This is a genomic window from uncultured Treponema sp., assembly GCF_946187725.1.
In the GTDB taxonomy this organism is placed as follows: domain Bacteria; phylum Spirochaetota; class Spirochaetia; order Treponematales; family Treponemataceae; genus Treponema_D.
In genome coordinates, this window is the sequence record NZ_CAMHSK010000010.1 from 66,269 (window position 1) to 89,722 (window position 23,454).

The following is a 23,454-nucleotide window of genomic DNA, read 5'->3' on the forward strand; positions in this document are numbered from 1 at the left end:
TCTCCTTAGTAAACGATTGCCTCAAGTGAACCTGTATTTGCATCGAGAATTGGTTTTGCAGTCTTGTAGTATGAGTTGATTTCATCAGCTGAACGCGCGCTGTTTGAAATACGGATTTCATCGATGATTCCGCTTGAAGAAATGCTCAAATTGTTGTTGTTTGTATTCAGTGTGTGTGTAAATCCGTCTTGATAAGAAACACACACACCGTCACAGTAAACTGCACTGTATGTGCTACCGTAGACATATGCCCAATAGTGCCACTGGTCATCACCACGAATACGTGCATCGGCATAACAACGAGAGTTAGAGACACCATCGGTCGTTATATAAGAGTGCTGCATAATATGGTTGTACTCCGTCGCAGAATCGTAACGGTTATAAACTTCTAATGTAGATTCTTTAGCAAATACTATTCGGCTACTTCCTCGTGTCCAAAATTCAACGGTAAAGGCATTTGAAGAAATATCAAGTGGAACGCTACCGTTCAGACGAGAAGCAGAGCCCTCAAAACCGCCATTGGTGTGCGTGTATTCTGTAATTGCTGCCGTTCCAATATTCTCTGAGCCGTCGTTATCCAAATGCCACAGGTGCACAGTACCTGCATCTTTTATGAACTGACCTGTTGTGGTGTCGTAAGAAATATTTGCAACATCACTTTCGTTGAATGTACGGTTAATCGTGAATGAAATAGTTGTTTCGCCTGTGTTGCCAGCACTGTCTGTTGCTGTCATTGTGAGAGTATGTGTGCCAGCAGCCATATATCCAAGCGGGAGAGTGTAACTATTAGAGAAATTTGTTCCCCAGTTGCTTCCTGACCAACTATTGATTTTGCCACCGTCAAGACTGAATGTGCCAGAAGTAATATTACACAAATCAGTTGCAGAATATTTAACTTCCTGCTTTTTGGTGCCACTTCCAAATACAGCTCCGTCTTCAATTGAAAACGAACAAACTGGCGTGTCATACGGAATATTATGTACTACAGCGGAAGAAGCATTTCCTACACTGTCTTTTATCTGTACATAAATTGTTGCCGCCCCGTTTACGAGTTTTGATTTATTTACCGTAAATGTTGTGTTTGTGCTGTAGCTTTGCCAAGCTGCTTTTTTGAGTTCTTCATAACTCTGGGCAAGTCGCATTTGTGTTATTGGATTTTCGTAATACTGAGGAGTAAGCTCAATATTCAAATGTGTGTCCGTGCTTTCTGGATAGTATCCTGAATCAGAACCAAAGTCGTAACCGTTCACCGCATAATCAAATGCAACAAAGCCTGTCTCTGAATAGCCGCAGTTTTCAAACGGCTCTGTTGCCCATTTAGAGTAATCGATGCGGGAAAGCTTAAAGTCATCGTAGTAATCTGAGAAGAACGAGATGTTTGCTAAACTGCCTTTGTTATTCAATTCATCGGTCTGTGCTGCATCCCAGTAGTTGTGAGTGAAGTTATATGTATAATTTGACACATATTCACCATGTGCTGTAATTATTGGACTATTGCAATCAACAAAATTATTATCGCTGAAGGTCGCTAAAAATTCAGATGCTTTGCAATCAATTCTTATTGAAGAATTTGTAAACACATTATATGCAAAAGTGTTACCAAAATCCCAACCATAGAAAGTTGCTATATCAATTGCAGTATCTTCAAAAGTATTATTACGTACTTCAAAATTTATTCCATACCATTTGTAAAAATGAGCGTATTGTTTTATCAAATTATTAATTATGAATAATTTTTGTATACCACTATCAGAATTCGTAACAACAGTTATTCCATTTTCAAAAAGATTATTTATCAACACTGTAGAATAACCTATGCTAATAGCTGTCGTACAGTCATGGAAATGGCACTTGTTGATATACGCTCCCGCCTTAATTGTAAGCGGAGTGTTTGCATATTCAAATTCACAGTATTCCATAATATTACCAGAGACATAGTTGTACGTATTTTCCGTGCTCACAGAACCACCGTTAATAGCAATTCCGTTCCAGTAAACAGTCGTTCCTTCAGTTTTGGTGACTTCATGCTCTCCCCACTGATAATTCCCATCGGAATCCTGATATTCGCCCCACTCTGTAGTAGTATAGGTATGCTCTTGGTTTACGCAATCGGAAGTGAATAAAATCTTCTTTTCTGCCGTACCGCGTGCCTCGATGCTTCCGCTTACGCTGATTGAATATGGCGCAGCAAACCTTATCTCAACGCCCGGATCAATTACGAGTGTCTGTCCTTCGCTAACCAAACAATCTGCCTCAACAAGATACGGACTGTTTTCTTCGGTCAAGTGCAGCTTGTCGCCTGTGAGAACGCCACTCAATGAAGTTACAAGGTCGGTAATCGTAATCGCCTTTTCCGCGGTTTCTGAGACATTTCCGCTCTTATCTTTGAGCGTTATATAAAGTCTGTATGTGCCATTTCCTACATATTGGTCTGGAAGTTCTTCCAAATCAAAATCAAATCCAATCTGGTAATTCTGCCAATTGTAGCTTGAAGGATACAGTGCGCTTGTAATGCCGTCGGCGGTGCGCGTAATCTGCACGCTCATTTTTTCGATGCCGCTACCCTTTTCAACAAGGCTTAAATCGATGTGAAGTTTTGTATTGTTTGCATAATTTGCCCCGCTGTTAATCGTAACCGGCGAGTTTCCCCATGCTGGAGCCGTCGTATCAGTAAGAACATACTCGCGGTTCGTGCCAATCGTACGCTCTTCAAGAGGTTCAAAGTCGTCAATAGTAAGGCTCTGGCTGTTCCATCCTTCTTTGCTGAATGTAACCGTATGGTTTCCGCTTGCGAGGATGTTCGTAGCCTCAAATGCACCGTCGCTTGTTGTGCGAACCACAATATCATCCTTGTCTTTTGTTGTTACCGTGACTGAAATGTTTGCGTTGTCACTCATTCCATCGAGGAAGACATAGCCTTTTAAGGTTGCAGAATCAGGAATCATTTCAAGGCTGCCCAAGTCTATGTAATCGCTTGCAACTACCTGAACCTCACTTGTAACATCCGGGACATTTGTCTTGCTGAAACGCACAGTCTGATAGCCGAGAGGGATATGGTCGAGCTGCCAGTTTCCTTCTTTATTAGTTGTTGCACTGTATGTTTTGTCATCCAGTCCATCCACCGTTACCTTAATGCCGCTTGCATCATCAGTTCCGGCGAGTGTTGTAATGCCCTTCAAAGTGTTGGCAGTTGCCTTCATTTCCACAGTGAGGACACCATAAGTGCTGTCCGTCAAAACAGGAATTGTCTCAGCTTTTGCCGTGAGCTGGAAATCTTCTCTTTCAAAACGAACTCCGCCCGGATAGTTTCCGCTTGGAACAGTAAATTCGTAAGCACCATTTGACTCTGTGATGTAAGTGTAATCTGTTCCGACTACAGAAACCGTAATGCCGGAATGGTCAACACAGCCTTCAAGATTGACGATTCCACTGATTTTTCCAGTTGCTTTCTTGAGCTCAACATCATCAAGTTTAAGAGAAGAGTCATTGCTAAGAGAAACAGAAGAACTTGTATACGACCGATAACTTTCATAAGAATAAGAAAGAATGTATTCTCCAGGAGTCATACCGCTTAAAGCGTAAACACCATATTTGTTTGAAAGTGCACTGTAAATTTCTGTTGTGCTAGTAGTCTTTGTAGCCGTAATGCGTACGCCAGAAAAGTCTGTTCGACCTTCAAGAGTAACCGTTCCGTACAAAGCCCGGAGACTTATTGAAAGAAGCATATCAGACGGAGTAGAAGTAATTCCGCTTGAAACGGCAAATGGGTCAGAAATGCCAGTGTTATAACCGCTCTTTGTTGCCTGAACACGATATGTTCCCGGCGTGATTCCAGCAATCGCATAGTGACCATTTGTATCTGTGACTGTGTTGTAGGAAACCGTATTGTCATTTTCGTTTGTAACGAGAATAGAAATTCCCTCATTTGTTTCAGCTGATTCTAGCCTAACAGTACCACTCACCGAGCCAGCACTAGACTTTAAGGCAACACTTTCTGCAACAGCAATACTCTTTGCACCAACTTCTACAGTGAGCGAACTGTTAGTAATAAAACCACTTCTTGAGAAAGTAAGAAGATAGCTTCCTGCATCCAGATCTGAAAATATGTACACGCCTTCAACATTTGTCGTAGTTGATTTCGTTTTTTTAGAATCTGTAGTACTCTGCAAAATAACATTTGTTCCTTCAAAACCAGTGCTGATGCCTTCAAGTACGCATGTACCTGTCAGAGAATATGTTGTTTCTTCAGAAATCATAAAATCTGCAAGTTCGATTTTTTCACCAATACTGACATGAACATTTGCCTGACTTACACTCTTGTATCCAGGATAAACCGCTGTAACAGTGTACAAGCCGGGTGCAACAGAATCAAAAGTGAAGGAGCCGTTTGTATTAGAAAGAGCATAGTATGTTCTTGCCGCTTCTGTATCATCAGCATTTCGCTCTGCAATTATGCTTATGCCCGCCAGAGGTGATTTTGCAACGAATGCTTTACCCGAAATCGAACCGCCGTCTTCTTTGAGCACAATTCTTGATACAGTCGTAATTTTTGCCCCCGAAACAAGAATGTCGTTCACAGTCTGGTCTACATAGCCGTCCTTGTGGAATTCAACGCTGTAAGTTCCAGGCACAACATCATTTATAAGCCAGCTTCCTGTGGCCGATGTTGCTGCAGTATATGAATGTGCATTTGACGCATCTGTCAGCACTACATCAATTCCAGTGAAACCGCTTGTCCTGTCGCCCAGAAGCACCGTGCCCTTCACCGTTCCTTTTGCATAAATCACTTCAAACGGAGTCTCAATGTCTGTTACAGGAATTTCATCGCCCACACTTGAAAGAAGAATGTTCTCCTGCTCAGAGAATGTGTAGCCCGCATACATCGCACGGATTGTATACATACCCTGTGGAACGGTTGTCATGCTGAATGAACCGTCTTTTGCCGTAAATGCAGAATAAGAAGTTCCCGGAATGAACACGGTGATTCCCGCATGGTCAGTTTCTTCCGTGCCGTCCTCGCCGATTTTTTTTGCAACACCAGTAATCGTACCAGTTTGTTTTAGAGGAACTTCACCCAAATCCGCACCATTTCCTTCTTCTGGTTTTACATTCGCATGAGCAGAAACAACCGGCTTGCCATTTTCATCACGCTGAACAGAACGCGCTTCAATCGCAACGCCAGGTTCTTTATTTGAAAAATAGAAAGAATATGATTTTGCCGTATCAAGACCATCTATATAGAAGGATTCACCAATTTTTCCATGCTTTACCACACCAGGCAAATCACTGGAATAGATGTAGATTTCACTTGAAGCAAGCTCTGCCTTTACATCGTCACTCAAGTTTGATGCAAGAGTTATAGAGCCTTTAATTACACCCAGCTGACTTGCAGATTTTCCTGCATTAAGATTGAAAACAGCTGTAACGATTGAACTTGTTTTTCCATCTGAATAAGCGATTGCCTTAACTGTCTTTGAACCAAGGATTGTAAACGGAGCAGAATAGCGGCTCGAAGTGTCTGACGGATCTGTGCCGTCTGTTGTATAATAGATTTCAGAATTTTTGTTTTCGCAACTCAATGTTATGAGTTTGTAACCTTCAGAATAATCACCTGCACTCGGACTTATGACAGGCACTTCTAATTTTGCTGAACTGGAAGAGTTTGAGTTTTCATCATTACCCTCCCCTGTACTACACGCAATAATAGTGATTAGTGCTATTAATGCAAAAAAAATGCCTTGGAAATTTTTTTTCATAAAGCTATTCTCCTATTCACAAATCAATATAAGAGCGAAAATCAGAAAAATCAAGTTTTTCACTATTTCTTCATATCAACTCCCCTTCCCCCAATAAAAAAACAATTGAAAAAATCTTAACTTGTGCTTATAATTTAAAAATCTTATTTCAATAAGGAGTAAATAATGAAAAAGCAGATTATCGCTTGTGCTCTCGGACTTGGAATGGCATTCGGAGCTTTCGCTTCTAAGAATGTCGGACCTGGTATTGGTGGTATGCTTTGTGGCAACTTGAACGGTCTTTTCTGGGATGTTCTTGGTATTTCTATCAACGACACATTCTGGCCAGTTAAATTTGGTGCCGTAACTTTCGGAACTTCTGGTGCTTCTCAGCCATCACGCCTCGTCTATGAACCAACAGAAAAATTCATCGAAGAGAACATGGATTTCGTCGCTACAGACATTGCTATGGGTAACGGTGAATATCTCGACACAATCGCAGTAATGCTTGAAGTTCAGGATGTTGATTCATTCAAAGCAAAAGCTCAGGCAAACTTCGATGTGATTTTCCCAAATGCAGAAGTTTCTGCAGCAGAAGTTACACAGAACATCGTTGCACTTCTCTAAAATGATTTCCATAAAATGGAAGAACAGGCGGATTATTCTTTTCTGCCTGTTTTTTTTTCTATCTTCATTCTCGTTTTCTCAAAATCTCGATTTTACCGATGAATATAATGCCAGAACGGAGCAACTTGTTGAAAAAGCCCGTAAAATCAATCTTCATAATGAAAAGACCTGGCACATTCTCCTTCAATATCAAAAATCTTTTTCAGGTTATAAAAGCATAATCTTACCAAAATCATTTTTTATTGCCGAAAATGGCAGGTTCGACCCGGAAGCAGAACTTATCGCGGACATCCGTGCTTTCAGGAATGCCGAACGGGTTGCAGAATTCCCCGCACGCTGGAAGTGGATTCGTAATCATCTTGCCGAAAATGAATCTGATTTCCCTGAATCTTATGACAGTGAATTTCTGGCAATCAAAGCGGAAGCAAATCCAACTTCTGTTCATGTAGTTTATCCTGCCGGTTTCATGCAAAATCCGGCATCAATGTTCGGTCACACTTTCATTCTCTTTGGAAATGACAAAAAAAGCCGCCTCATGGGGCACACTTTAACTTACAGTGCAAGAAACACCGAAAATCCCGGCCTCATTTTTGCACTCAAAGGACTTTTCGGCATTTATCGTAGCGAATATGTAATCAACTCTTATTCAGAGCAGATTTTAAAATACAGCAACATGGACAAACGCGACATCTGGGAATACAAACTCAAAATCGATGAAGATGGAATCGACACGCTGCTTCGATGTGCAATCGAGCTTTCCGCATCCTATTCACGCTATCTCTATATTTCACGCAACTGTACCACTGGTCTGATGATGCTGCTTGAAAATGCCTTCCCGAACGAGAATCTTACAAAAAAACTTGGCACGATGGCAGAACCTGTTGAAGCGCTCAAAATTCTTTGGGAAAAGGAACTGATTTCAGAACCTGTTTTCCGTCCGTCAATCCACACCGAAATTCTTTCAGAACGGCGGGAACTCAAAGATCAGGCAAAAAAGGCCGTCCTGCGATACTGTAAGGGCAAAATCAGTATTGAAGAGCTTCTTTCTGCATGTTCTGACGATAAAGAAAAAGCAGTCGCATTAAAGCTTGCCACGGACTATATGAAGTATCAGCTTTCAAGCGGCAAAATGACTCAGGCTGATTACAGAAAAAGAATGATGCCCGCTTTCAGTGCAATGAGCAAGCTGAAATTTGACCTGCCTGCAATCTCAAGCAATGATTATCCGCACGAAAGCCATGATTCCCATAAAATCGCAGTTTCGGGCGGATTCGATCAAGATAAAAAAGAAGCGTTTTCTTCTATTAAATTGCGGCTCGTAAACCATGATTTGATTGATGAAGAAAAAGGATTAAATAAAAATACACAGCTTGATTTTCTTACGGCAACCATTTCAGTTTATCCAACGCGGGAAGGGCTCAAAAAAATCAGCGTGGACAAGGTTCTTTTTTCGGACATTCTTTCGCTCCCGGTTTCAGACGCATGGTTTATTAACAAGGCCTTTGAACTTGTTTCGGGCATGGAACGCTCAAAATGCTCAGAAGATTCTGATTCGCTTGCTTTCAGATTTAAGGTGTTCAGCGGAATCAGCACGAAAATTTTTGATTCAAATCAGGTTTATTTGCTTGCCGGTTTAGATTTTTACGCACACCCTGATTACGACATGAAAATCGACCCTCTTCCAGGTGCAGAAGTTGGGCTCATCACTACAGCAGGCCGCTGGAAACAGAATATTTTCGCACTTGCAGAGCAGGGAATCTTCAAAAATGACGGCACAAAAGGCCGTGATGCTTTTATCAGCACAGAAGAGCTAAAATCACGCGACAGGCTCAGGCTTTCACTTTCAGCAGAAGAACGACTCACTCTCACACGAAACACCGCACTTTCAGCAAAATGGACTTTCTCAGGCGACTACAAATCTTTCGCACATAAAGGCGAAATTTGCGCGCACATAAATTTCTGATCCGCCTTTCTGATTTTCCATTTTCATAAAATATGTTTTGTGTTAGAATCGTGTCATGCTAAAAGGAAGAAATTTAATAAAACCAAATGACCTTTCTATTTCAGAAATTGACGAAATCTGCTCACTCGCAGAGCAAATTATTGTTGATCCTTCTTCTTTCAATGATGTGTGTCGTGGGAAAATTCTCGCGACACTTTTTTTTGAGCCAAGCACAAGAACAAGGCTTTCTTTTGAGGCGGCAATGCTCCACTTGGGCGGTGCAGTCGAAGGCTTTTCTGACGCGGCAAATTCTTCCACGGCAAAAGGTGAATCGCTTTCAGACACAATCCGCACAGTCTCATCTTATGTTGATGTAATTGCAATGCGAAGCCCCAAGGAAGGTGCGGCACTTTTGGGCAGCCAGTACTCAAACTGCCCGATTATCAATGCAGGCGACGGCGGTCACTATCACCCAACGCAAACCCTCACTGACATGCTTACGATTCGTGCTTTACAGGGCGGATTTGAAGGCCACACAATCGGATTTTGCGGCGACCTCAAATTCGGCCGAACAGTTCACTCTCTGGCCGAGGCAATGAGCCGCTACAAGAACAACAAATTCATTTTCATCAGCCCGAATGAACTTCAAGTACCGGAATATGTAAATCAGGAACTTGATGCAGCAGGAATCAAATACACCACGGCAGAACGGCTTGAGTCCGTAATCGGTGACTTGGACATTCTCTACATGACCCGTGTTCAAAAAGAGCGCTTCTTCAACGAACAGGATTATATCCGACTCAAAGACAGCTACATTCTCGACAAGCAGAAAATGTCGCTCGCACGCAAAAATATGATTGTCCTGCATCCGCTTCCACGCGTAAATGAAATCAATCCTGAAGTCGATGATGATCCAAGAGCAGCTTACTTTAAGCAGGTAAAATATGGAATGTTCGTGCGAATGGCTTTAATCGCAAAACTGGTGGGGGTACTCTAAAATGCTGAATATCGATACAATCAAAAACGGTCTGGTAATTGACCATATCAAGGCAGGTTCCGGCCCGCAGATTTTCCATTTTTTGGGCTTGGACAAGGCAAATTTTTCCTGTGCACTGATTATGAATGTTCCTTCCAAAAAAACAGGCAAAAAAGACATCATAAAAATCGACAACATCATCAACATTGACTACTCAGTTCTGGGCTTCATCGATCCGAACATTTCAATTGCAGTAATCAAAGACGAAAAAATCGTACGAAAGATTAAAATGGAACTTCCTGAGCGCGTTGAAAATGTAATTCACTGTAAAAACCCGCGCTGCATTACTGTAACAGAAAAATATATCCGTCCTGTATTCAGGCTGACTAATAAAGAAAAATCGCAGTACGCATGCGAATACTGTGATGCCCTGTACTCGGCGGGTTCTATTGATTAACAGGAGATTTTATGGCAGATTCATCAATTCTGATTATTTACAATGCCCGTCTCGTGGATTCAAAAATTGACAGTCCCGGAACGCTTATCATTGAAGACGGTAAAATCCGTACAGTGATACTCGGCGAATGCAAATCTGCAAAATCAGCACTCATGTACGCCTCTGCCTTTCTCGCTGGATGCAACTCTGATGAAAAACCGGAATTTTATGACGCAAAAGGCCTTACGCTAATGCCGTCATTCATCGACCTTCATGTGCATTTCCGCTACCCCGGTCAGACTCAAAAAGAAGATTTGGATTCGGGCTTACAGGCGGCGGTTGCAGGCGGCTATGGTGCAGTAGTTCTCATGCCAAACACCAATCCTGTAATTTCCGATTCTTCGCTTGCCAAAAAAGTGATGAACGAAGCAAATTCCAAAAATCTTGCACATGTCTTCCAAACTGTAAGCATCACAAAGAATTTTGAAGGAACCGATACAAATGCAATCAGCACTCTCCGTCGTGATGAATTTCCGATAATCTCTGAAGACGGACATGATGTTGCATCTGCGGCGGTTATGCTCGAAGGAATGAAAAAGGCCGGAGATAAAAACATCATCGTAAGTTGCCATTGTGAAGATCCGTCGCTTGCTCAGGCGGCAAAACCATATCGCCAGCGGGCATTGAGTTTCATGTCTCAGTACGGAATTCCTGCCGGCAAGATAAATGTCAATGTTCCGAATGTTCCGGCAGCCGTACATTTTGAAATTGACGGCAATCTCACAAAGGCAAATTCTCTTCTTGCACTCGCTGAAGACACGGCAACAATCAGAAACATTGAGATTGCAAAAAATGCAGGATGCCATGTGCATATCTGCCACTGCTCAACCAAAGCCAGCATGGATGCGGTTCGCCGTGCGAAAGAAGAAATCGCACTTGGAAACACACATGAGGGCTTTGACTGCACTGTCGAAGTAACGCCGCATCATCTTGGACTTGTAGGAACTGACGCACCAAACATCCGCGCACTCGTAAATCCACCGCTCAGAAGCGAAGATGACCGTCGTGCCATAATCGAAGCGCTCCGCGATGGCACAGTTGACTGCATTGCCACCGACCATGCGCCGCACACACAGGAAGACAAGGCAGCTGGTTCACCAGGATTTACCGGCCTTGAAACAGCATTTGCCGTCTGCAATACGATTCTTGTCAAAAAAGAGGATTTTTCTCTGCGAAAGCTTTCATGGCTCATGAGCGAAAAGCCGGCAAAATTGCTTCATCTCAAGGCAGGAAGGCTCGCCGTTGATTACGAGGCAAATCTTGTTCTGCTGAACCCCGATGAAACATGGATTGTTAACAGTGAAAATTTCAAAAGTAAGGGAAAATCAACACCTTTTGAAGAAAGAGCACTGACCGGTAAGGTTCACGCTACATTCTTCAAAGGCAAAAAAGTGTTTGAACTTTAATAGACTTGCTTTAAGCGTTTGATTCGCTTGGGGCAGCTTCAGAAGATGAACTTGAAGGGGCGGCAGAAGCAGATGTGTTTGATTCAGACATGTTTGCTTCTCCGCTTTCTTTTTTTGCAGAATCAGCAGGTTTTTCTTTATCAGATTTTTTAGATTTTTTGTCTTTTGAAAAAAATGATTTCTTTTCTGCTTTAGATTTATCTGATTTATCTTGCTCACTTGCTTCACGCTTAATTTTAAAATCAAAGAGCGTTTTTGAACCTTCATCGTCCGTTTTTGGCGGATTCTGAACGACCGGCTTCTGATTTTTGTGCTTTTTGCGGCCAAGCGTGAACGGCATCATAAGAAGAACACCGATTGCAAAAGAAACAATCACTGTCATAAAAACAGGTACTTTCTCGAATGTGTAGAAGATAAAAGTGATGTCGCACTTATTGTCAAGGTTGACCCCAGCAAAAATCGTAACGAGAATCAGCAGAATGATTGTTCCAATTAATCTAAATGGCATATTTCCCCCTTGTAAGTATTGCCGTTTAAGCCGGTAATTTTTACTTTTACGAACGAGCCAATCAATTTTTTGTCAGCCTTGAACGCAACCCGCTCGTTCTGTTCGGTTTTACCCAAAAGTTCCGCTTCATCATGCCGTGAAACGATATCCGCAAGCACTTCAATTGTCTCGCCAATCCGTTTCTTCATGACCTCAGTGGTGTGCTTTGACTGCAAATCGATGACTTTCTGCAATCGTGCTTTTTTTAATTCGATTGGAATCTGATTTTCGTATTTTGCAGCCGGTGTGCCTTCGCGCGGATTATAGTAATACATGAAGGCTGACTCGAATTTGACTTCTTCCATGAGAGAGAGAATGTCATTAAACTGCTCTTCGGTTTCGCCAGGAAAACCGACCATCAAATCAGTAATCAACTGTGAATCAGGAGCTGCATCGCGCAATTTCTTTACGAGCGTGACAAATTCTTCGCGAGTGTTTTTGCGGTTCATTCGCCTGAGGATTTCATTGTTACCATGCTGAGCTGCAATGTGGAATCCGCGACAAACATGAGGATTGTTTTTGATGACCTCAATCAATTCGTCCGAAAAATCATTTGGATTTGAAGACTCGAATCGAATCCACTTAATAGAAGATTTTGTTTCATCAAGGTGATTGCAGATTTTCTGCATGAGCTGAGGGAAATTCGTTCCATCTTCGCCACGATATGCATTTACATTCTGACCAAGCAAAGTAATTTCTTTAACATTTGCCTTACTCAAAAAGTCGATTTCAGCGAGAATCTGGTCAACACGACGGCTCTTTTCGCGGCCACGGACATAAGGCACGATACAGTAAGTACAGAAATTATTACATCCGTGCATAATCGGCACAAATGTAGAGAATGCGCCCTGCTCGTATGAAATCGGCGCAAAAGTATATGATTCTTCTTCTTCGATTTTAAAAGGTTCACTGCCCTTTTCGACAGCCTGAATGATTTCTCCGAATTTGTATTTTCCGAAAGTTCCGACTACATAATCAACAACCGGATATTGCTTTTTCAAATCATCAAGAAGCCTTTGAGCCATGCAGCCCATAACGACCAGAGTGAGCGGAACTTTGCCATTTTGCTTGAAATATTCGGCGGCAAACTTCATGTCTTCAAGACGGATTTTTGTATTTGAATCGCCCATGCGGATTTTTTTGACACCTTCAAAATAGCCCAGTCGTCCCAAAATTCTCTGTTCCGCAGTGCCACGGACTGAGCAGGTGTTGATAATTACAAGATTAGCCTCTTCGGGATGCTCTGCTTTCTGCCAGTTTCGTGAAATCAAAAGCTGTTCCACGCTCGCTGATTCAGCGATGTTCATCTCGCATCCGTAGGTTTCAAAGAAATATTTCATTCTATATTTATAGTGAATTTTTTAAGAAAATGCTATATGAAAACGGGCTGCCATTTTTGACAGCCCGTTCATTTTTAGTCGAGTTTACCGTACATCAAGTACCAGTAACCGTATGGTGAATGCCATGTGCCTTTAAGATTTGATTTCTGAAGCCAGAACTCATTGTAGTAAGCAACAGGAGCCATTGCAGCGTCTTTAAGAAGAACCTGCTCTGCTTCATGCAGATATTCATAGTGCTTTACGACCTCTGTTGAAGTGCGGGCAAGAGCTACAAGTTTGTCGAATTCAGCAGAAGAATATTTTCCATCGTTGTTGCCGTTGCCTGTTTCAAGCAAGTTAATCATGTTTGAAGGATCGTCCCAGTCATAAACCCAACCGTTTCGTGCAACATCAAAGTTACCTGCACGGCGGTCAGCAGAAACAGTCTTCCATTCCTGAATGTTGACTGTCATTGTAAGACCAAGTTCACCCCATGCTGCCTGAAGGTATTCAGCAACAGCCTTGTGGTAACCAGAATCGTTTGTAAGATACTCGAATGCTGGGAAACCTTTTCCATTTGGATAGCCAGCTTCTGCAAGCAACTGTTTTGCACGAATCAAGTCATTTTCGTAATTTTCGATGTTGAAGTGGTCACCATATTTTTTGGTTGTAACAGCCTCGAAAGATGAACCCAATGCAGAATCAGAAACACCAGGACCTACGAAGTTCTTTGCCGGAGAATAAGTTCCCTGCATAATTGTTGAAGCAACATGTTTTCGGTCAATTGCAAGAGAAAGAGCTTCTCGAACGCGTGAATCGTCAAACGGAGCCTTTTTAGTGTTGAATGTGACATAATATGTGCCCATGATTGGCTCAACATAGAATTCACTGTTTCCGCGAAGGCTAGGAATCTCTTCGGTCGGAACATCTTTAATCAACTGAATTTCGCCCTGATTGTAAGCTGTGTATGAAGTATTCGGGTCTTCAATCAAGTGCCAGACGATTTTGTCAAAAGTAATGTTTTCAACATCCCAATAATACGGGTTCTTCTCAAATACAATCTGTGAACCGTCAGTGAATTCGCTCATGAAGTACGGACCGTTTGTGACATAGCTTTTTGGAGCAGTTGCCCAGCCGTCACCAGCAGCCTCAATTGCAGCTCTCTGAACTGGAACAAGAACAGCAAATGCAGCGATTTTATCAAAATAAATACACGGTGAAGTGAGTTTTACGATGAATGTTTTTTCATCTGGAGCATAAACGCCAAGTGCCTCAACATTACCTGCAGAAGCCTCATCAAAACCAACAATCATGTTAAGAAGGTCATAGCCATAAGGAGCAGCTGTAACAGGATCTGCAACGCGTCGCCATGAATAAACGAAATCAGCAGCTGTGAGCGGACTACCGTCAGACCATTTAAGCCCGTCGCGCAGGTGGAAAGTCCATGTAAGACCGTCAGTTGCCTGTTCCCATTTTTCAGCACAAGCAGCAACAACATTATTGTCACGGTTGAATTTGAGCAAACCTTCAAAAGCATGAAGAATCATGTTTGCACCGTCAACAGCACTGTTGAGAGCCGGGTCGATTGTCTCAGGTGAAGGACCAACCTGAACATGAATTACAGAGCTGCCTGTTGCAGACGATTTTTTTTCGTTGCAAGAGAACAAGAGCCCTGCCAAAGCAAGAACAGAAACCAAAAAAGTAAGTTTCTTCATCTATAATCTCCTCGCCGCCTTTTGACGGCATTTTAATTGACTAGTTCAATTTATCCAGATGATGACATGCGCAATAATGCCCGCTGGTGACTTCTTTGAAATCAGGCTTTTGAGCAGAACATAATCCGTCAGCATATGGACATCGGGTGCGGAACGGACAGCCCGAAGGTGGATTTACAGGAGAAGGCACATCGCCCTCCAGAATGATTCGTTTGTTGGCACGCGCCACTTTCGGATCTGCAATCGGAACTGCTGAAATCAGAGAACGCGTATAAGGATGCATAGAATGGAAGATAATTTCATCACTTTCGGCCATTTCAACGAGATGACCAAGATACATAACGCCGATTCTGCTTGAAATATGATTTACGACTGATAAATCATGTGCGATGAAAAGATATGTAAGATTGCGTGCTTTTTGCAAATCCTCGAACATATTGACGACCTGAGCCTGAATAGAAACATCAAGTGCAGAAACAGGTTCGTCACAGACAATGAACTGCGGGTCAACAGCAAGAGCACGCGCAATTCCGATTCGCTGTCTCTGTCCGCCGGAAAATTCGTGCGGATAGCGGTTTGCATGCTCAGAGTTCAAGCCGACAGTTGCAAGGAGCGAAATGATTTTTTCACGACGCTCAGCTCTGCTTGAATACAACTGATGAATGTCCAAAGCCTCGCCTACGATATCGCCAACCGTCATTCGCGGGTCGAGTGAAGCATAAGGATCCTGGAAAACAATCTGCATCTTTCTGCGGTATGAACGCATATCAGCTTTGATTCCGTTTTCACTGTCAAAAATCACTTCACCGTCATAAGTAATTTTACCTGATGTCGGTTCAGTAAGACGCAAAATCGAACGGCCTGTTGTTGTCTTTCCACAGCCAGATTCACCGACGAGACCAAAAGTTTCGCCCTTTTTAATGAAAAAGCTTACATCATCAACCGCGTGGACAATTTTTTTGCTTCCGGCAACAGGAAAATATTGCTTCAAATGTTCAATTTCAAGAAGATTTGTGTTTTCGCTCATTCTTCTTCACCTTCCGTCTTCGTAGTAGATTGAGTGCCAGAACCGACAGCAGCTTCCGCACTTCCAAGGATTTGGGCCTTCTGTTCAAGCCAACAGCGTCCATAGTGAACATTCTCACCAACTGCCGCTCCGCCAAGCGAGTCATATTCATTGCGTACAGGCGGCTGCTCAAGACAAATCTTCATACAGTTTGCGCATCGCGGTGCGAAACAACAGCCTTTCGGTCTGTTCAGCAAGTCAACCGGCTGCCCTTCAATCGGAACGAGCTTTGAATAATCTTTTTCATGGAATTTTGGAATTGAACGCAAAAGACCGCGTGTGTATTCATGCTGCGGATTATAGAAAATATCGTCAGTGGTACCGTATTCTACGATTTCACCGGCATACATGACTGCAATATGATCACACATGGAAGCTACGACACCCAAATCATGCGTAATCATGATGATTCCCATGCCAAGTTTCTTTTTTAATTCCTGCATCAACTCAAGGATTTGAGCCTGAATCGTAACATCAAGAGCTGTGGTCGGTTCATCTGCGATAAGAAGTTTGGGTTCACAGGCGAGCGCAATCGCTATCATAACACGCTGCCTCATTCCGCCCGAAAGTTCATGAGGATACTGCTTCAAGCGCTTATCCGGCTCGTTGATTCCGACCAGCGTAAGCAGTTCCCTGGCCCGCTCCCTTGCTTCCGGACCTTTTTTATCAGTATGAAGTTTGACTGCCTCTTCAATTTGATTGCCGATTGTCCAGACAGGATTGAGTGAAGTCATCGGATCCTGAAAGATAATGCTGACTTCTTTGCCACGGATTTTTCGCAGTTCTTTTTCTGACATTTCATCGATTCGATGACCGTTGAAAGTAACAGTGCCACCAGTAATTTTGCCGTTTTCTGCAGTCAGCCCCATGATTGAATAAGCCGTAACACTTTTTCCAGAACCTGACTCGCCGACGATTCCAAGCACCTCGCCTTCCTGCATGTGAAGCGTAACATCGTTCAATGCACGAACTTCACCTGCCGGGGTAAAAAATGAAAGCTTTTCATGCTGAATGTCTACTAAATATTCTGTGTCTGCCATCGTTCTCTCCTATGATTTAAGCTTAGGGTCGAATGCGTCACGCAAGCCGTCACCCAAAAGGTTGAAACTCAAAATGATTATGAAAATGAGAGCCGCCGGAGCAAAAAGCTTTTCCGGGAAAGTCTGAAAACCATTGAGAGCCGCCGAAGCCAGAGAACCGAGAGATGGCATCGGAGCCTGAACACCCAGACCAAGGAATGAAAGGAAAGATTCCGTAAAGATTGACGATGGAATCTGCAATGTAGTCGTGACAATCAAAGTTCCGATACAGTTTGTAATCAAGTGCTTACCGATGATACGGCGATTGTTTGCGCCCAAAGCCTTTGCCGCAGTTACATATTCGTTCTGCTTCAAAATCATAATCTGAGAGCGGATGATTCGCGCCATTCCAACCCAATACAAAAGGGCAAACACGATGAACATAGAAACCATGTTTGGACCAAGTTTTTGAATCCAGCCGAAACCAGCAACTTTGGCCAAAGTCTCAAGCGGGAATTTAAGGGTAGCCGCAAGCAAAATGATAATCAGAACATCAGGAACAGTATAAATGATATCAACGACGCGCATCATGATTAAATCAACCATGCCGCCAAAATAGCCCGCAATTGCTCCATAAATCGAACCAATCATAAGAATCAGGATAGAAGCAACGATACCGACAGCCATTGAAACTCTGCCGCCCACCATAACACGAATCGCATAATCACGGCCGTTCTGGTCTGTTCCCAAAATGTGCGGGAAAACCTTTTCTCCAGCCTCAATCCTTGCAAGTTCAGAAGCAGAATACTCCATAGGAGCAAGTCGCTCAGAACCTTTCATCTGGTCAGCGTATTTGTACGGATAGAACATCGGCACCACGAAGCAAAGGAAAACAATTGCAAGAACAATTGAAAGTGCTGCCATTGCGATTTTATTTTTACGGAAACGGCGGATACCATCTTTCCAGAAACTTACCGATTCACGCATTACTACAAGTGATTCTTTTTCTTCTGCACTCGCCGGAATAAAATCTTCGACTTTAAGCTGAAGACTCAGCGGATTTTTACTGTGCCGAATGCTGTTATTGTCAGACATTATAATGCTCCTACTTTAGTTTGATTCGCGGGTCAACGATGGCATAAGCGATATCAACGATTACATTCATGAAAATGATGAATACTGCAAGAAAAATCGTTGTTCCCATTATCATCGGATAGTCACGGCTTGTGATTGCACCGACGAATTCAGAACCAAGCCCCGGAATATTGAAAATCTTTTCTATAATAAAGCTTCCTGTCATAAGGGAAGCCAAAAGCGGTCCAAGATAAGTGATAACCGGAAGAATCGCATTGCGGAGCGCATGCTTGAAAATTGCTTTGAAAGTGCTGACACCTTTTGCACGGGAAGTACGCATATAATCCTGCCCCATGACATCAAGCATAGAAGAACGCATAAGGCGCGCAATATAGAAGGTTGGATAAAGGGCAAGCGCAATTACCGGCATGATATAACACAGAGGACTGTTAAGCCCCAGCGAAGGAAGAAGTTTAAGCTTTGTCGTAAAGACATACATAAGAAGAGTTGAAGAAAGGAAACTCGGAATGGCGATACCAGCGGTAGAAAGAACGACAAGAATATTATCAATAGTCTTTCCACGCTTAAAAGCTGCAATAGCACCGAGCGGAACACCACAGAAGACAGCAACAATCATCGCAAGGCCGCCAAGACGAGCAGAAACCGGGAATTTTGTAGCGATAATCTGAGAAACAGTGCGACCACGCTTTTTGAGCGACAAGCCCAAATCCCCTTTTGCAAGTGCAGAAATGTAAGTGACATACTGAGCACCGAGCGGCTTATCAAGACCATATTTTGCTTCCATTGCAGCCTGAGCCTGCGGCGTAACAGCCTTTTCCGACAAAAACGGACCACCCGGAACTAAATTCATAATAAAGAAAGTAAGCGTCGCAACTAGAAAAGCCGTGATAATTGCAGTAATCACGCGTTTTATAGCATATTTTAACATTTTTACTTATACTCCAACTGAGAACTATAAAAAAAAAGTGTTTCAAGTATAACACAATTTGCTCAACAAGTATAGTAAATTAGTCTTAATAAAATTCTAGCTATATCCGCATACACTTTTCTTGAGACAGTCTCGTTAAGCCTTGCTGAATCTGTTGTCCTGCACACAGCGAATTTGCGACACCACTTTGTAGCCAGCGTACTCGCTTTCGATGATAGTTTCAGCCCGTTCGACCGTGGCATGAAAAGCGGTCATGCCGCGAAGAAAGACAGTTTTTCCTTCAATAATAACCCACAAATCATCGATGTGAAGACCGTTTTCAAAAATCAGCTTGTTCGTCATTTCCTGAGCAAGAATAAGCTCTTCAACTTTTTTCTGACCAGCCTCTTCGATTTCTGGAGTGACATTATTTTTTACACCGGCAGAAATCATTTCAACCAGCATATCCGGAGGAACGATTGCCATATTGAGCGTGGCATAAATGAGCGAATGATCACTCAAATCATACTTGAAGCAACTTTTGTAAAAAGCAGCCTGCCGTTTGTCTGAATCATCGAGCAATTTTTGGGCAACTTTGTCATTCGTCGCGCCCGTAATCTCCTTGATGTGCTGGAGCCGCGCTTTCTGAGTCGAAACAAAGCGCAACGCAATATGTCCCGGAACATCGCGCAAAAACAGGAACGCTCCTCGCCCCATAATCACGCAATTTCCTTCTTTTGCGATTTCCAAAATCACCGAACTAAGATAATTCAAATATCTGTCGCGGTTTTTAGTAAATCGGTCAAGAAGTTTCGGCTTCCGCTCGTCGAATTTCACAAATTCTTCTTTTGGAAGACCTTTTGCGATAATCCGCTTTTCAATTTCTTTTTTGTCATAGAAAGTGTAGCCGAGCCGACGGGCGATGAGCATTCCGACTTCATCGCCGAACGAGCCTGACTGACGAGTAAGCGTAAGTATTGCCATGGCTACACCTCAGTTGATTCGCTTACAAAACAGGCAATTCCTTCGCCCATGTACTGTTCACGAAGTTTTTCTACAATCGCAATGATTTTGGCACAATCTTCTTCGCTGCAGTAAATTATGTACATCATATTGAGCTGCGGCCAGATTGAATCTCCAAGGCGTGGATTTGAAAAGCCCGCACCCATAACATTTGCGAGTTTAGTATATTTTGCACCGACGCCCTCTTTTTTGAATTCGGCGATGAAATCTTCCTCAACGGCCTGAGAAAAGATTATTTCGACCCGCTTCTGAACGCCGGCATGAATTTTAATATTCTCAAGATAACCCATTTTTAAAATCCTCCAGGTTTTTGGCTGCCTTTGCGGCTTTTGCTTCAAGTTTAGCACGCTTTTTCTCATCACGAATGCGCTGCTTTTCTTCGTTTAAATTAAGCTTTCCTTCCTTTATAAGCTGCTTTCGGCGCTTCTTTTCTGCCTTTTTGATACGGCGATTGTTGAAGATAAAGTAAATCGTCGGCATGATGAAAAGTGTCATGAGCGAACCGAATGTCATTCCACCGAATACGGTAAGCGAAATCGGCTGCATTGACTGAGAACCTTCACCAGGGAAGAATGCCATTGGAGCAAGAGAAATAACTGTCGTGAGAGTTGACATGAGGATTGGTCGCAATCGGTTTCGAGCGGCCTCAACACAAGCCTCTTCAAGTTCCATGCCTCGCTTTCGGAGCAAATTGGTGTAATCAACAAGAACGATACCGTTGTTTACGATTGTTCCGACCAGAACCAGCATACCCATGATTGTGATTACATTGAGCTGTGTGCCTGTAATTCCGTAAATCATTACGACACCGATGAATGAAAGCGGAATCGTAAGAATAACGATGAACGGATCCAAAAGCGATTCAAACTGAGATGCCATGACGACAAATACAAGGAAGGCCGCCATAATGATAATCATACCAAAGTTCATTACGGCTTCCATCATGTCTTCCATTGAACCACCGAGCTGAACTGTTACGGCATCATCTTTCGGAATATTATCAGCGAGAAGCTGACGGACACCAGCCTGACATACGCCAAGAGACATACCATCAACACGGCTTGCAGTTACATGAACGATTCGGGCCTGATTTTCACGATAAATTGTTACAGGAGCCGTTGTTTCTTCATAATGCGCAAAACTTGAAAGCGGAATTCGGAGGCCGCTTGAATTGATGACGGAAATTGAATCCAAGTCATCAAGGCGCTTTTTATCAGCTTCTGAAAGACGGACAACAACATCAATATCCTTACCTTTATCGGTGTATCGGCTTGCAGTCGTACCGTTGATTGCACCATTGATTTCCGCACCAACGGAGTGAATGTTCAAACCGAATTCATACATCTTGTCACGGTCAACACGAATCGTTGCTTCAGGCAAACCATCTTCCTGGTCAGAAGAAACTTCCTGAACATATTCGCCGCCCTTTTCTTTGAGCATTTTTTCGACCATTGCCGCATATTCGCGAACCAAAGTTAAGTCATCTGATTTAACGGCGATGTTGATGTCGCTTGAACTTGAAGCACTGTTAGCATTTGCCGCAAAAGACAAATCCGTACCAGGGAAAGAATTGAAATGCTTTCTGAGTTTAGCCTTTGCCGTCTTTTCGTTGTCATAGCCCGGAAGTCGTTCGTTCGGCGGGTAGAGAGTGAATGTGATTCGGCCGGAATTCGTTTCTGCACCAGACGAGAACATGCTGGTTCCGCCTACAGTCATTGTAGAATATTTGAGACCTACAAGTTCCTGTTTGGCGATGTTTTCAAATTCATGCATCATATCATTAGTGATGTCAAGTTTTGTTCCCTGCGGCAGCTTGAAATCAACCGAAACAGTGTTTGAAGCAGAAGCCGGCATGAAAATGAATCCGATGACTTTAATTGACGCACATGAAAGAACGAAGAGCACCACAAGCGTCAGAAGACTCATTTTTCTGTGATGAAGAACAAATGCAACACCGCGGGCATAAGCACCGTCAAGCCATGCAAAGAACCGGTTGAACGCACCATTGATTGCAAAAGTCAAATCAGCAAGTTTTCCCTCTCCCTTCTTTGACATATCAACCTTTTCAATCATCAGGTATTTTGAAGTCAAAACAGGAACGAGACACATAGCAACCAGAAGCGAACATGTAAGAGAGAAGATGATTGTCCATGCCAGGTCATTGAACATCTGACCCATGATTCCTAAAGTCTTCTTGAACATGAGCATTGGTGCAAAGATACATACTGAAGTAAGCGTAGAGCCGGTAATTGAAGAAACCATCTCCTGAGAACCAAGGATTGAAGCGACCCTCGGTTTTGCGTCACGCTGGCGGTAAGCATAGATGTTTTCGAGGATAACGATTGAGTTATCAACCAGCATACCGATACCGAGCAAAAGACCTGCCAGAGAAACCATGTTGAGAGTAAGCCCCTGGAAGTACATGAGCATGAGCGTGATGAATACAGAAATCGGGATTGAAAGACCTACGATTACCGTTGATTTAATAGAACGAAGGAATACAATAAGAACGAGAATTGCAAGCAAAGCACCCTGAACGACCGACTTTACAACCTCATTGATTGTCTGTTCGATAATATCAGTTGTATTTGAAGTCTCAACAAGTTCTACATCGCTTGGAAGTTCCGCCTTAATCGCAGGAATTGCCTTACGGATGTTTTTTGCTGCCGTTACTGAGTTTTTACCAGACTGCTTCTGAATCGAAAGGACAACACAAGATTCACCATCAAGGTAAGCAAGTGTTGATTCGCGCTTATATCCATCATAAACATCAGCTACATCCCGCAAACGGATAGTGCGTACCTGAGGAGCGTTGAATCCATCACTTTCACCGACTTTGTATGAAATTACGGTATTTTTCAAATCATCAATAGACTGATATTTACCGCTCGTTTTAATAGTATAGTTTGTATCACCAGAAGTGATTGTACCGCCAGAAGACTGAATGTTCTGAGCACCAATCAACTGAGCGACTGTCGAAATTGAAAGTCCGTAAGCCTCAAGTCGGTCTCGCGGAATATCAACATTGATTGAGCGCTCGCGTCCGCCGGAAACATTTGCTGAAGCAACACCGTCAAGCTGTTCAAGTCGCGGCTGAACGACATCTTCTGCATAAGTACGAAGCTCTTCTGGAGTTCGACTGCCCCGCAATGAGAGCGACATAATCGGCATCATCGAAGGGTCCATTTTGATTGTAATCGGTGATTTTGCGTCGCTCGGCAGATAACTTCGCACAATATCGATTTTATCTCGAATTTCATTTGCCGCCGCATCAAGATTCACGCCATAATTCAATTCAAGGATGATAAGACTGACACCCGACATAGAGCGTGACTGCAATTTTTTGAGGCCGGAAAGACCTGAAAGAGAACTTTCCATCGTTCGGGTAAGACTTTGCTCAACTTCTTCCGGGCCTGCACCTGAATATTGCGTGTACACAATCATGTACGGCAAATCCATATCCGGGAACATGTCTACCGGCAATTTGAAAACACAATAAACACCGAGCAAAACAGACATCAAGAAGATAAGGAATGTCGTTGTCGGTTTATTTACACATCTTTCTGAAATAGTCATTCAAA

At 42.9% G+C, this 23,454-nt stretch carries 16 protein-coding genes; 5 read left to right on the plus strand and 11 right to left on the minus strand.

Annotated features, from left to right (window positions below; translation table 11 throughout):
* Positions 1 to 5 precede the first annotated feature (5 nt).
* Positions 6 to 5,756 carry a carboxypeptidase regulatory-like domain-containing protein gene (locus Q0Q74_RS06040; protein ID WP_294429376.1) on the minus strand — a complete coding sequence of 1,917 codons (5,751 nt, stop codon included), beginning with the start codon at positions 5,754 to 5,756 and terminating at the stop codon, positions 6 to 8.
* A gap of 165 nt (positions 5,757 to 5,921) precedes the next feature.
* Here Q0Q74_RS06040 and Q0Q74_RS06045 point away from each other — a divergent pair, with 165 nt between their 5' ends.
* From Q0Q74_RS06045 to Q0Q74_RS06065, 5 genes are read left to right on the plus strand one after another with little or no spacing between them, the layout of a single operon-like run.
* Positions 5,922 to 6,362, plus strand: coding sequence for a DUF3015 family protein (locus Q0Q74_RS06045; protein WP_294429377.1), 441 nt, complete (start codon positions 5,922 to 5,924; stop codon positions 6,360 to 6,362).
* Position 6,363: 1 nt separating this feature from the next.
* Positions 6,364 to 8,325 (plus strand): DUF4105 domain-containing protein, encoded by a 1,962-nt coding sequence (locus Q0Q74_RS06050; RefSeq protein WP_294429378.1) that lies wholly within the window; start codon positions 6,364 to 6,366, stop codon positions 8,323 to 8,325.
* A gap of 55 nt (positions 8,326 to 8,380) precedes the next feature.
* Positions 8,381 to 9,301: an aspartate carbamoyltransferase gene (gene pyrB / locus Q0Q74_RS06055; RefSeq protein WP_294429379.1), complete on the plus strand. Its 921-nt coding sequence runs from the start codon at positions 8,381 to 8,383 to the stop codon at positions 9,299 to 9,301.
* Between the two features lies 1 nt (position 9,302).
* Complete coding sequence (locus Q0Q74_RS06060; protein ID WP_294429381.1) at positions 9,303 to 9,737, plus strand: aspartate carbamoyltransferase regulatory subunit; 435 nt, start codon at positions 9,303 to 9,305, stop codon at positions 9,735 to 9,737.
* Between the two features lie 11 nt (positions 9,738 to 9,748).
* Positions 9,749 to 11,182, plus strand: coding sequence for a dihydroorotase (locus Q0Q74_RS06065; protein WP_294429382.1), 1,434 nt, complete (start codon positions 9,749 to 9,751; stop codon positions 11,180 to 11,182).
* 10 nt (positions 11,183 to 11,192) lie between these two features.
* On the opposite strand, the gene Q0Q74_RS06070 is transcribed toward Q0Q74_RS06065, so the two are convergent.
* The 10 genes from Q0Q74_RS06070 to Q0Q74_RS06115 all read right to left on the minus strand — a co-directional run bounded on the left by Q0Q74_RS06070 (position 11,193) and on the right by Q0Q74_RS06115 (position 23,449).
* Positions 11,193 to 11,690, minus strand: coding sequence for a hypothetical protein (locus tag Q0Q74_RS06070; RefSeq protein ID WP_294429383.1), 498 nt, complete (start codon positions 11,688 to 11,690; stop codon positions 11,193 to 11,195).
* On the minus strand, positions 11,675 to 13,069 hold the full coding sequence (gene miaB, locus Q0Q74_RS06075; RefSeq protein ID WP_294429384.1) for a tRNA (N6-isopentenyl adenosine(37)-C2)-methylthiotransferase MiaB: 1,395 nt from the start codon (positions 13,067 to 13,069) through the stop codon (positions 11,675 to 11,677). Before miaB ends, Q0Q74_RS06070 begins: the two co-directional genes overlap by 16 nt.
* A 74-nt stretch (positions 13,070 to 13,143) precedes the next feature.
* Positions 13,144 to 14,763, minus strand: a complete 1,620-nt coding sequence (locus Q0Q74_RS06080; protein WP_294429386.1) for a peptide ABC transporter substrate-binding protein — start codon at positions 14,761 to 14,763, stop codon at positions 13,144 to 13,146.
* Positions 14,764 to 14,803: 40 nt separating this feature from the next.
* Positions 14,804 to 15,790, minus strand: coding sequence for an ABC transporter ATP-binding protein (locus Q0Q74_RS06085; protein ID WP_294429388.1), 987 nt, complete (start codon positions 15,788 to 15,790; stop codon positions 14,804 to 14,806).
* Entirely contained in the window at positions 15,787 to 16,869 is a 1,083-nt protein-coding gene (locus Q0Q74_RS06090; protein ID WP_294429389.1) for an ABC transporter ATP-binding protein, read from the minus strand. The genes Q0Q74_RS06085 and Q0Q74_RS06090 overlap by 4 nt, the downstream gene beginning before the upstream one ends.
* 9 nt (positions 16,870 to 16,878) lie before the next feature.
* On the minus strand, positions 16,879 to 17,943 hold the full coding sequence (locus Q0Q74_RS06095; RefSeq protein ID WP_294429390.1) for an ABC transporter permease: 1,065 nt from the start codon (positions 17,941 to 17,943) through the stop codon (positions 16,879 to 16,881).
* A gap of 10 nt (positions 17,944 to 17,953) precedes the next feature.
* Positions 17,954 to 18,871 carry an ABC transporter permease gene (locus tag Q0Q74_RS06100; RefSeq protein ID WP_294429392.1) on the minus strand — a complete coding sequence of 306 codons (918 nt, stop codon included), beginning with the start codon at positions 18,869 to 18,871 and terminating at the stop codon, positions 17,954 to 17,956.
* A gap of 135 nt (positions 18,872 to 19,006) precedes the next feature.
* Positions 19,007 to 19,834 carry an AAA family ATPase gene (locus tag Q0Q74_RS06105; RefSeq protein WP_294429394.1) on the minus strand — a complete coding sequence of 276 codons (828 nt, stop codon included), beginning with the start codon at positions 19,832 to 19,834 and terminating at the stop codon, positions 19,007 to 19,009.
* A 2-nt stretch (positions 19,835 to 19,836) separates the two neighbouring features.
* The gene (locus tag Q0Q74_RS06110) at positions 19,837 to 20,163 is read right to left on the minus strand and encodes a PG0541 family transporter-associated protein (protein WP_294429396.1); all 327 of its coding nucleotides are present in this window, start codon (positions 20,161 to 20,163) and stop codon (positions 19,837 to 19,839) included.
* A complete protein-coding gene (locus Q0Q74_RS06115; RefSeq protein ID WP_294429397.1) occupies positions 20,150 to 23,449 on the minus strand; it encodes an efflux RND transporter permease subunit in 3,300 nt (1,099 codons plus the stop codon). Before Q0Q74_RS06115 ends, Q0Q74_RS06110 begins: the two co-directional genes overlap by 14 nt.
* Positions 23,450 to 23,454: the final 5 nt, after the last annotated feature.

Coding starts and splice junctions, on each gene's coding strand:
- pyrB (WP_294429379.1), top strand. CDS start 8,381: ATGCTAAAAGGAAGAAATTTAATAAAACCAAATGACCTTTCTATTTCA.
- Q0Q74_RS06080 (WP_294429386.1), bottom strand. CDS start 14,763: ATGAAGAAACTTACTTTTTTGGTTTCTGTTCTTGCTTTGGCAGGGCTC.
- Q0Q74_RS06065 (WP_294429382.1), top strand. CDS start 9,749: ATGGCAGATTCATCAATTCTGATTATTTACAATGCCCGTCTCGTGGAT.
- Q0Q74_RS06070 (WP_294429383.1), bottom strand. CDS start 11,690: ATGCCATTTAGATTAATTGGAACAATCATTCTGCTGATTCTCGTTACG.
- Q0Q74_RS06110 (WP_294429396.1), bottom strand. CDS start 20,163: ATGGGTTATCTTGAGAATATTAAAATTCATGCCGGCGTTCAGAAGCGG.
- Q0Q74_RS06105 (WP_294429394.1), bottom strand. CDS start 19,834: ATGGCAATACTTACGCTTACTCGTCAGTCAGGCTCGTTCGGCGATGAA.
- Q0Q74_RS06085 (WP_294429388.1), bottom strand. CDS start 15,790: ATGAGCGAAAACACAAATCTTCTTGAAATTGAACATTTGAAGCAATAT.
- Q0Q74_RS06095 (WP_294429390.1), bottom strand. CDS start 17,943: ATGTCTGACAATAACAGCATTCGGCACAGTAAAAATCCGCTGAGTCTT.
- Q0Q74_RS06040 (WP_294429376.1), bottom strand. CDS start 5,756: ATGAAAAAAAATTTCCAAGGCATTTTTTTTGCATTAATAGCACTAATC.
- miaB (WP_294429384.1), bottom strand. CDS start 13,069: ATGAAATATTTCTTTGAAACCTACGGATGCGAGATGAACATCGCTGAA.
- Q0Q74_RS06100 (WP_294429392.1), bottom strand. CDS start 18,871: ATGTTAAAATATGCTATAAAACGCGTGATTACTGCAATTATCACGGCT.
- Q0Q74_RS06115 (WP_294429397.1), bottom strand. CDS start 23,449: ATGACTATTTCAGAAAGATGTGTAAATAAACCGACAACGACATTCCTT.
- Q0Q74_RS06045 (WP_294429377.1), top strand. CDS start 5,922: ATGAAAAAGCAGATTATCGCTTGTGCTCTCGGACTTGGAATGGCATTC.
- Q0Q74_RS06090 (WP_294429389.1), bottom strand. CDS start 16,869: ATGGCAGACACAGAATATTTAGTAGACATTCAGCATGAAAAGCTTTCA.
- Q0Q74_RS06050 (WP_294429378.1), top strand. CDS start 6,364: ATGATTTCCATAAAATGGAAGAACAGGCGGATTATTCTTTTCTGCCTG.
- Q0Q74_RS06060 (WP_294429381.1), top strand. CDS start 9,303: ATGCTGAATATCGATACAATCAAAAACGGTCTGGTAATTGACCATATC.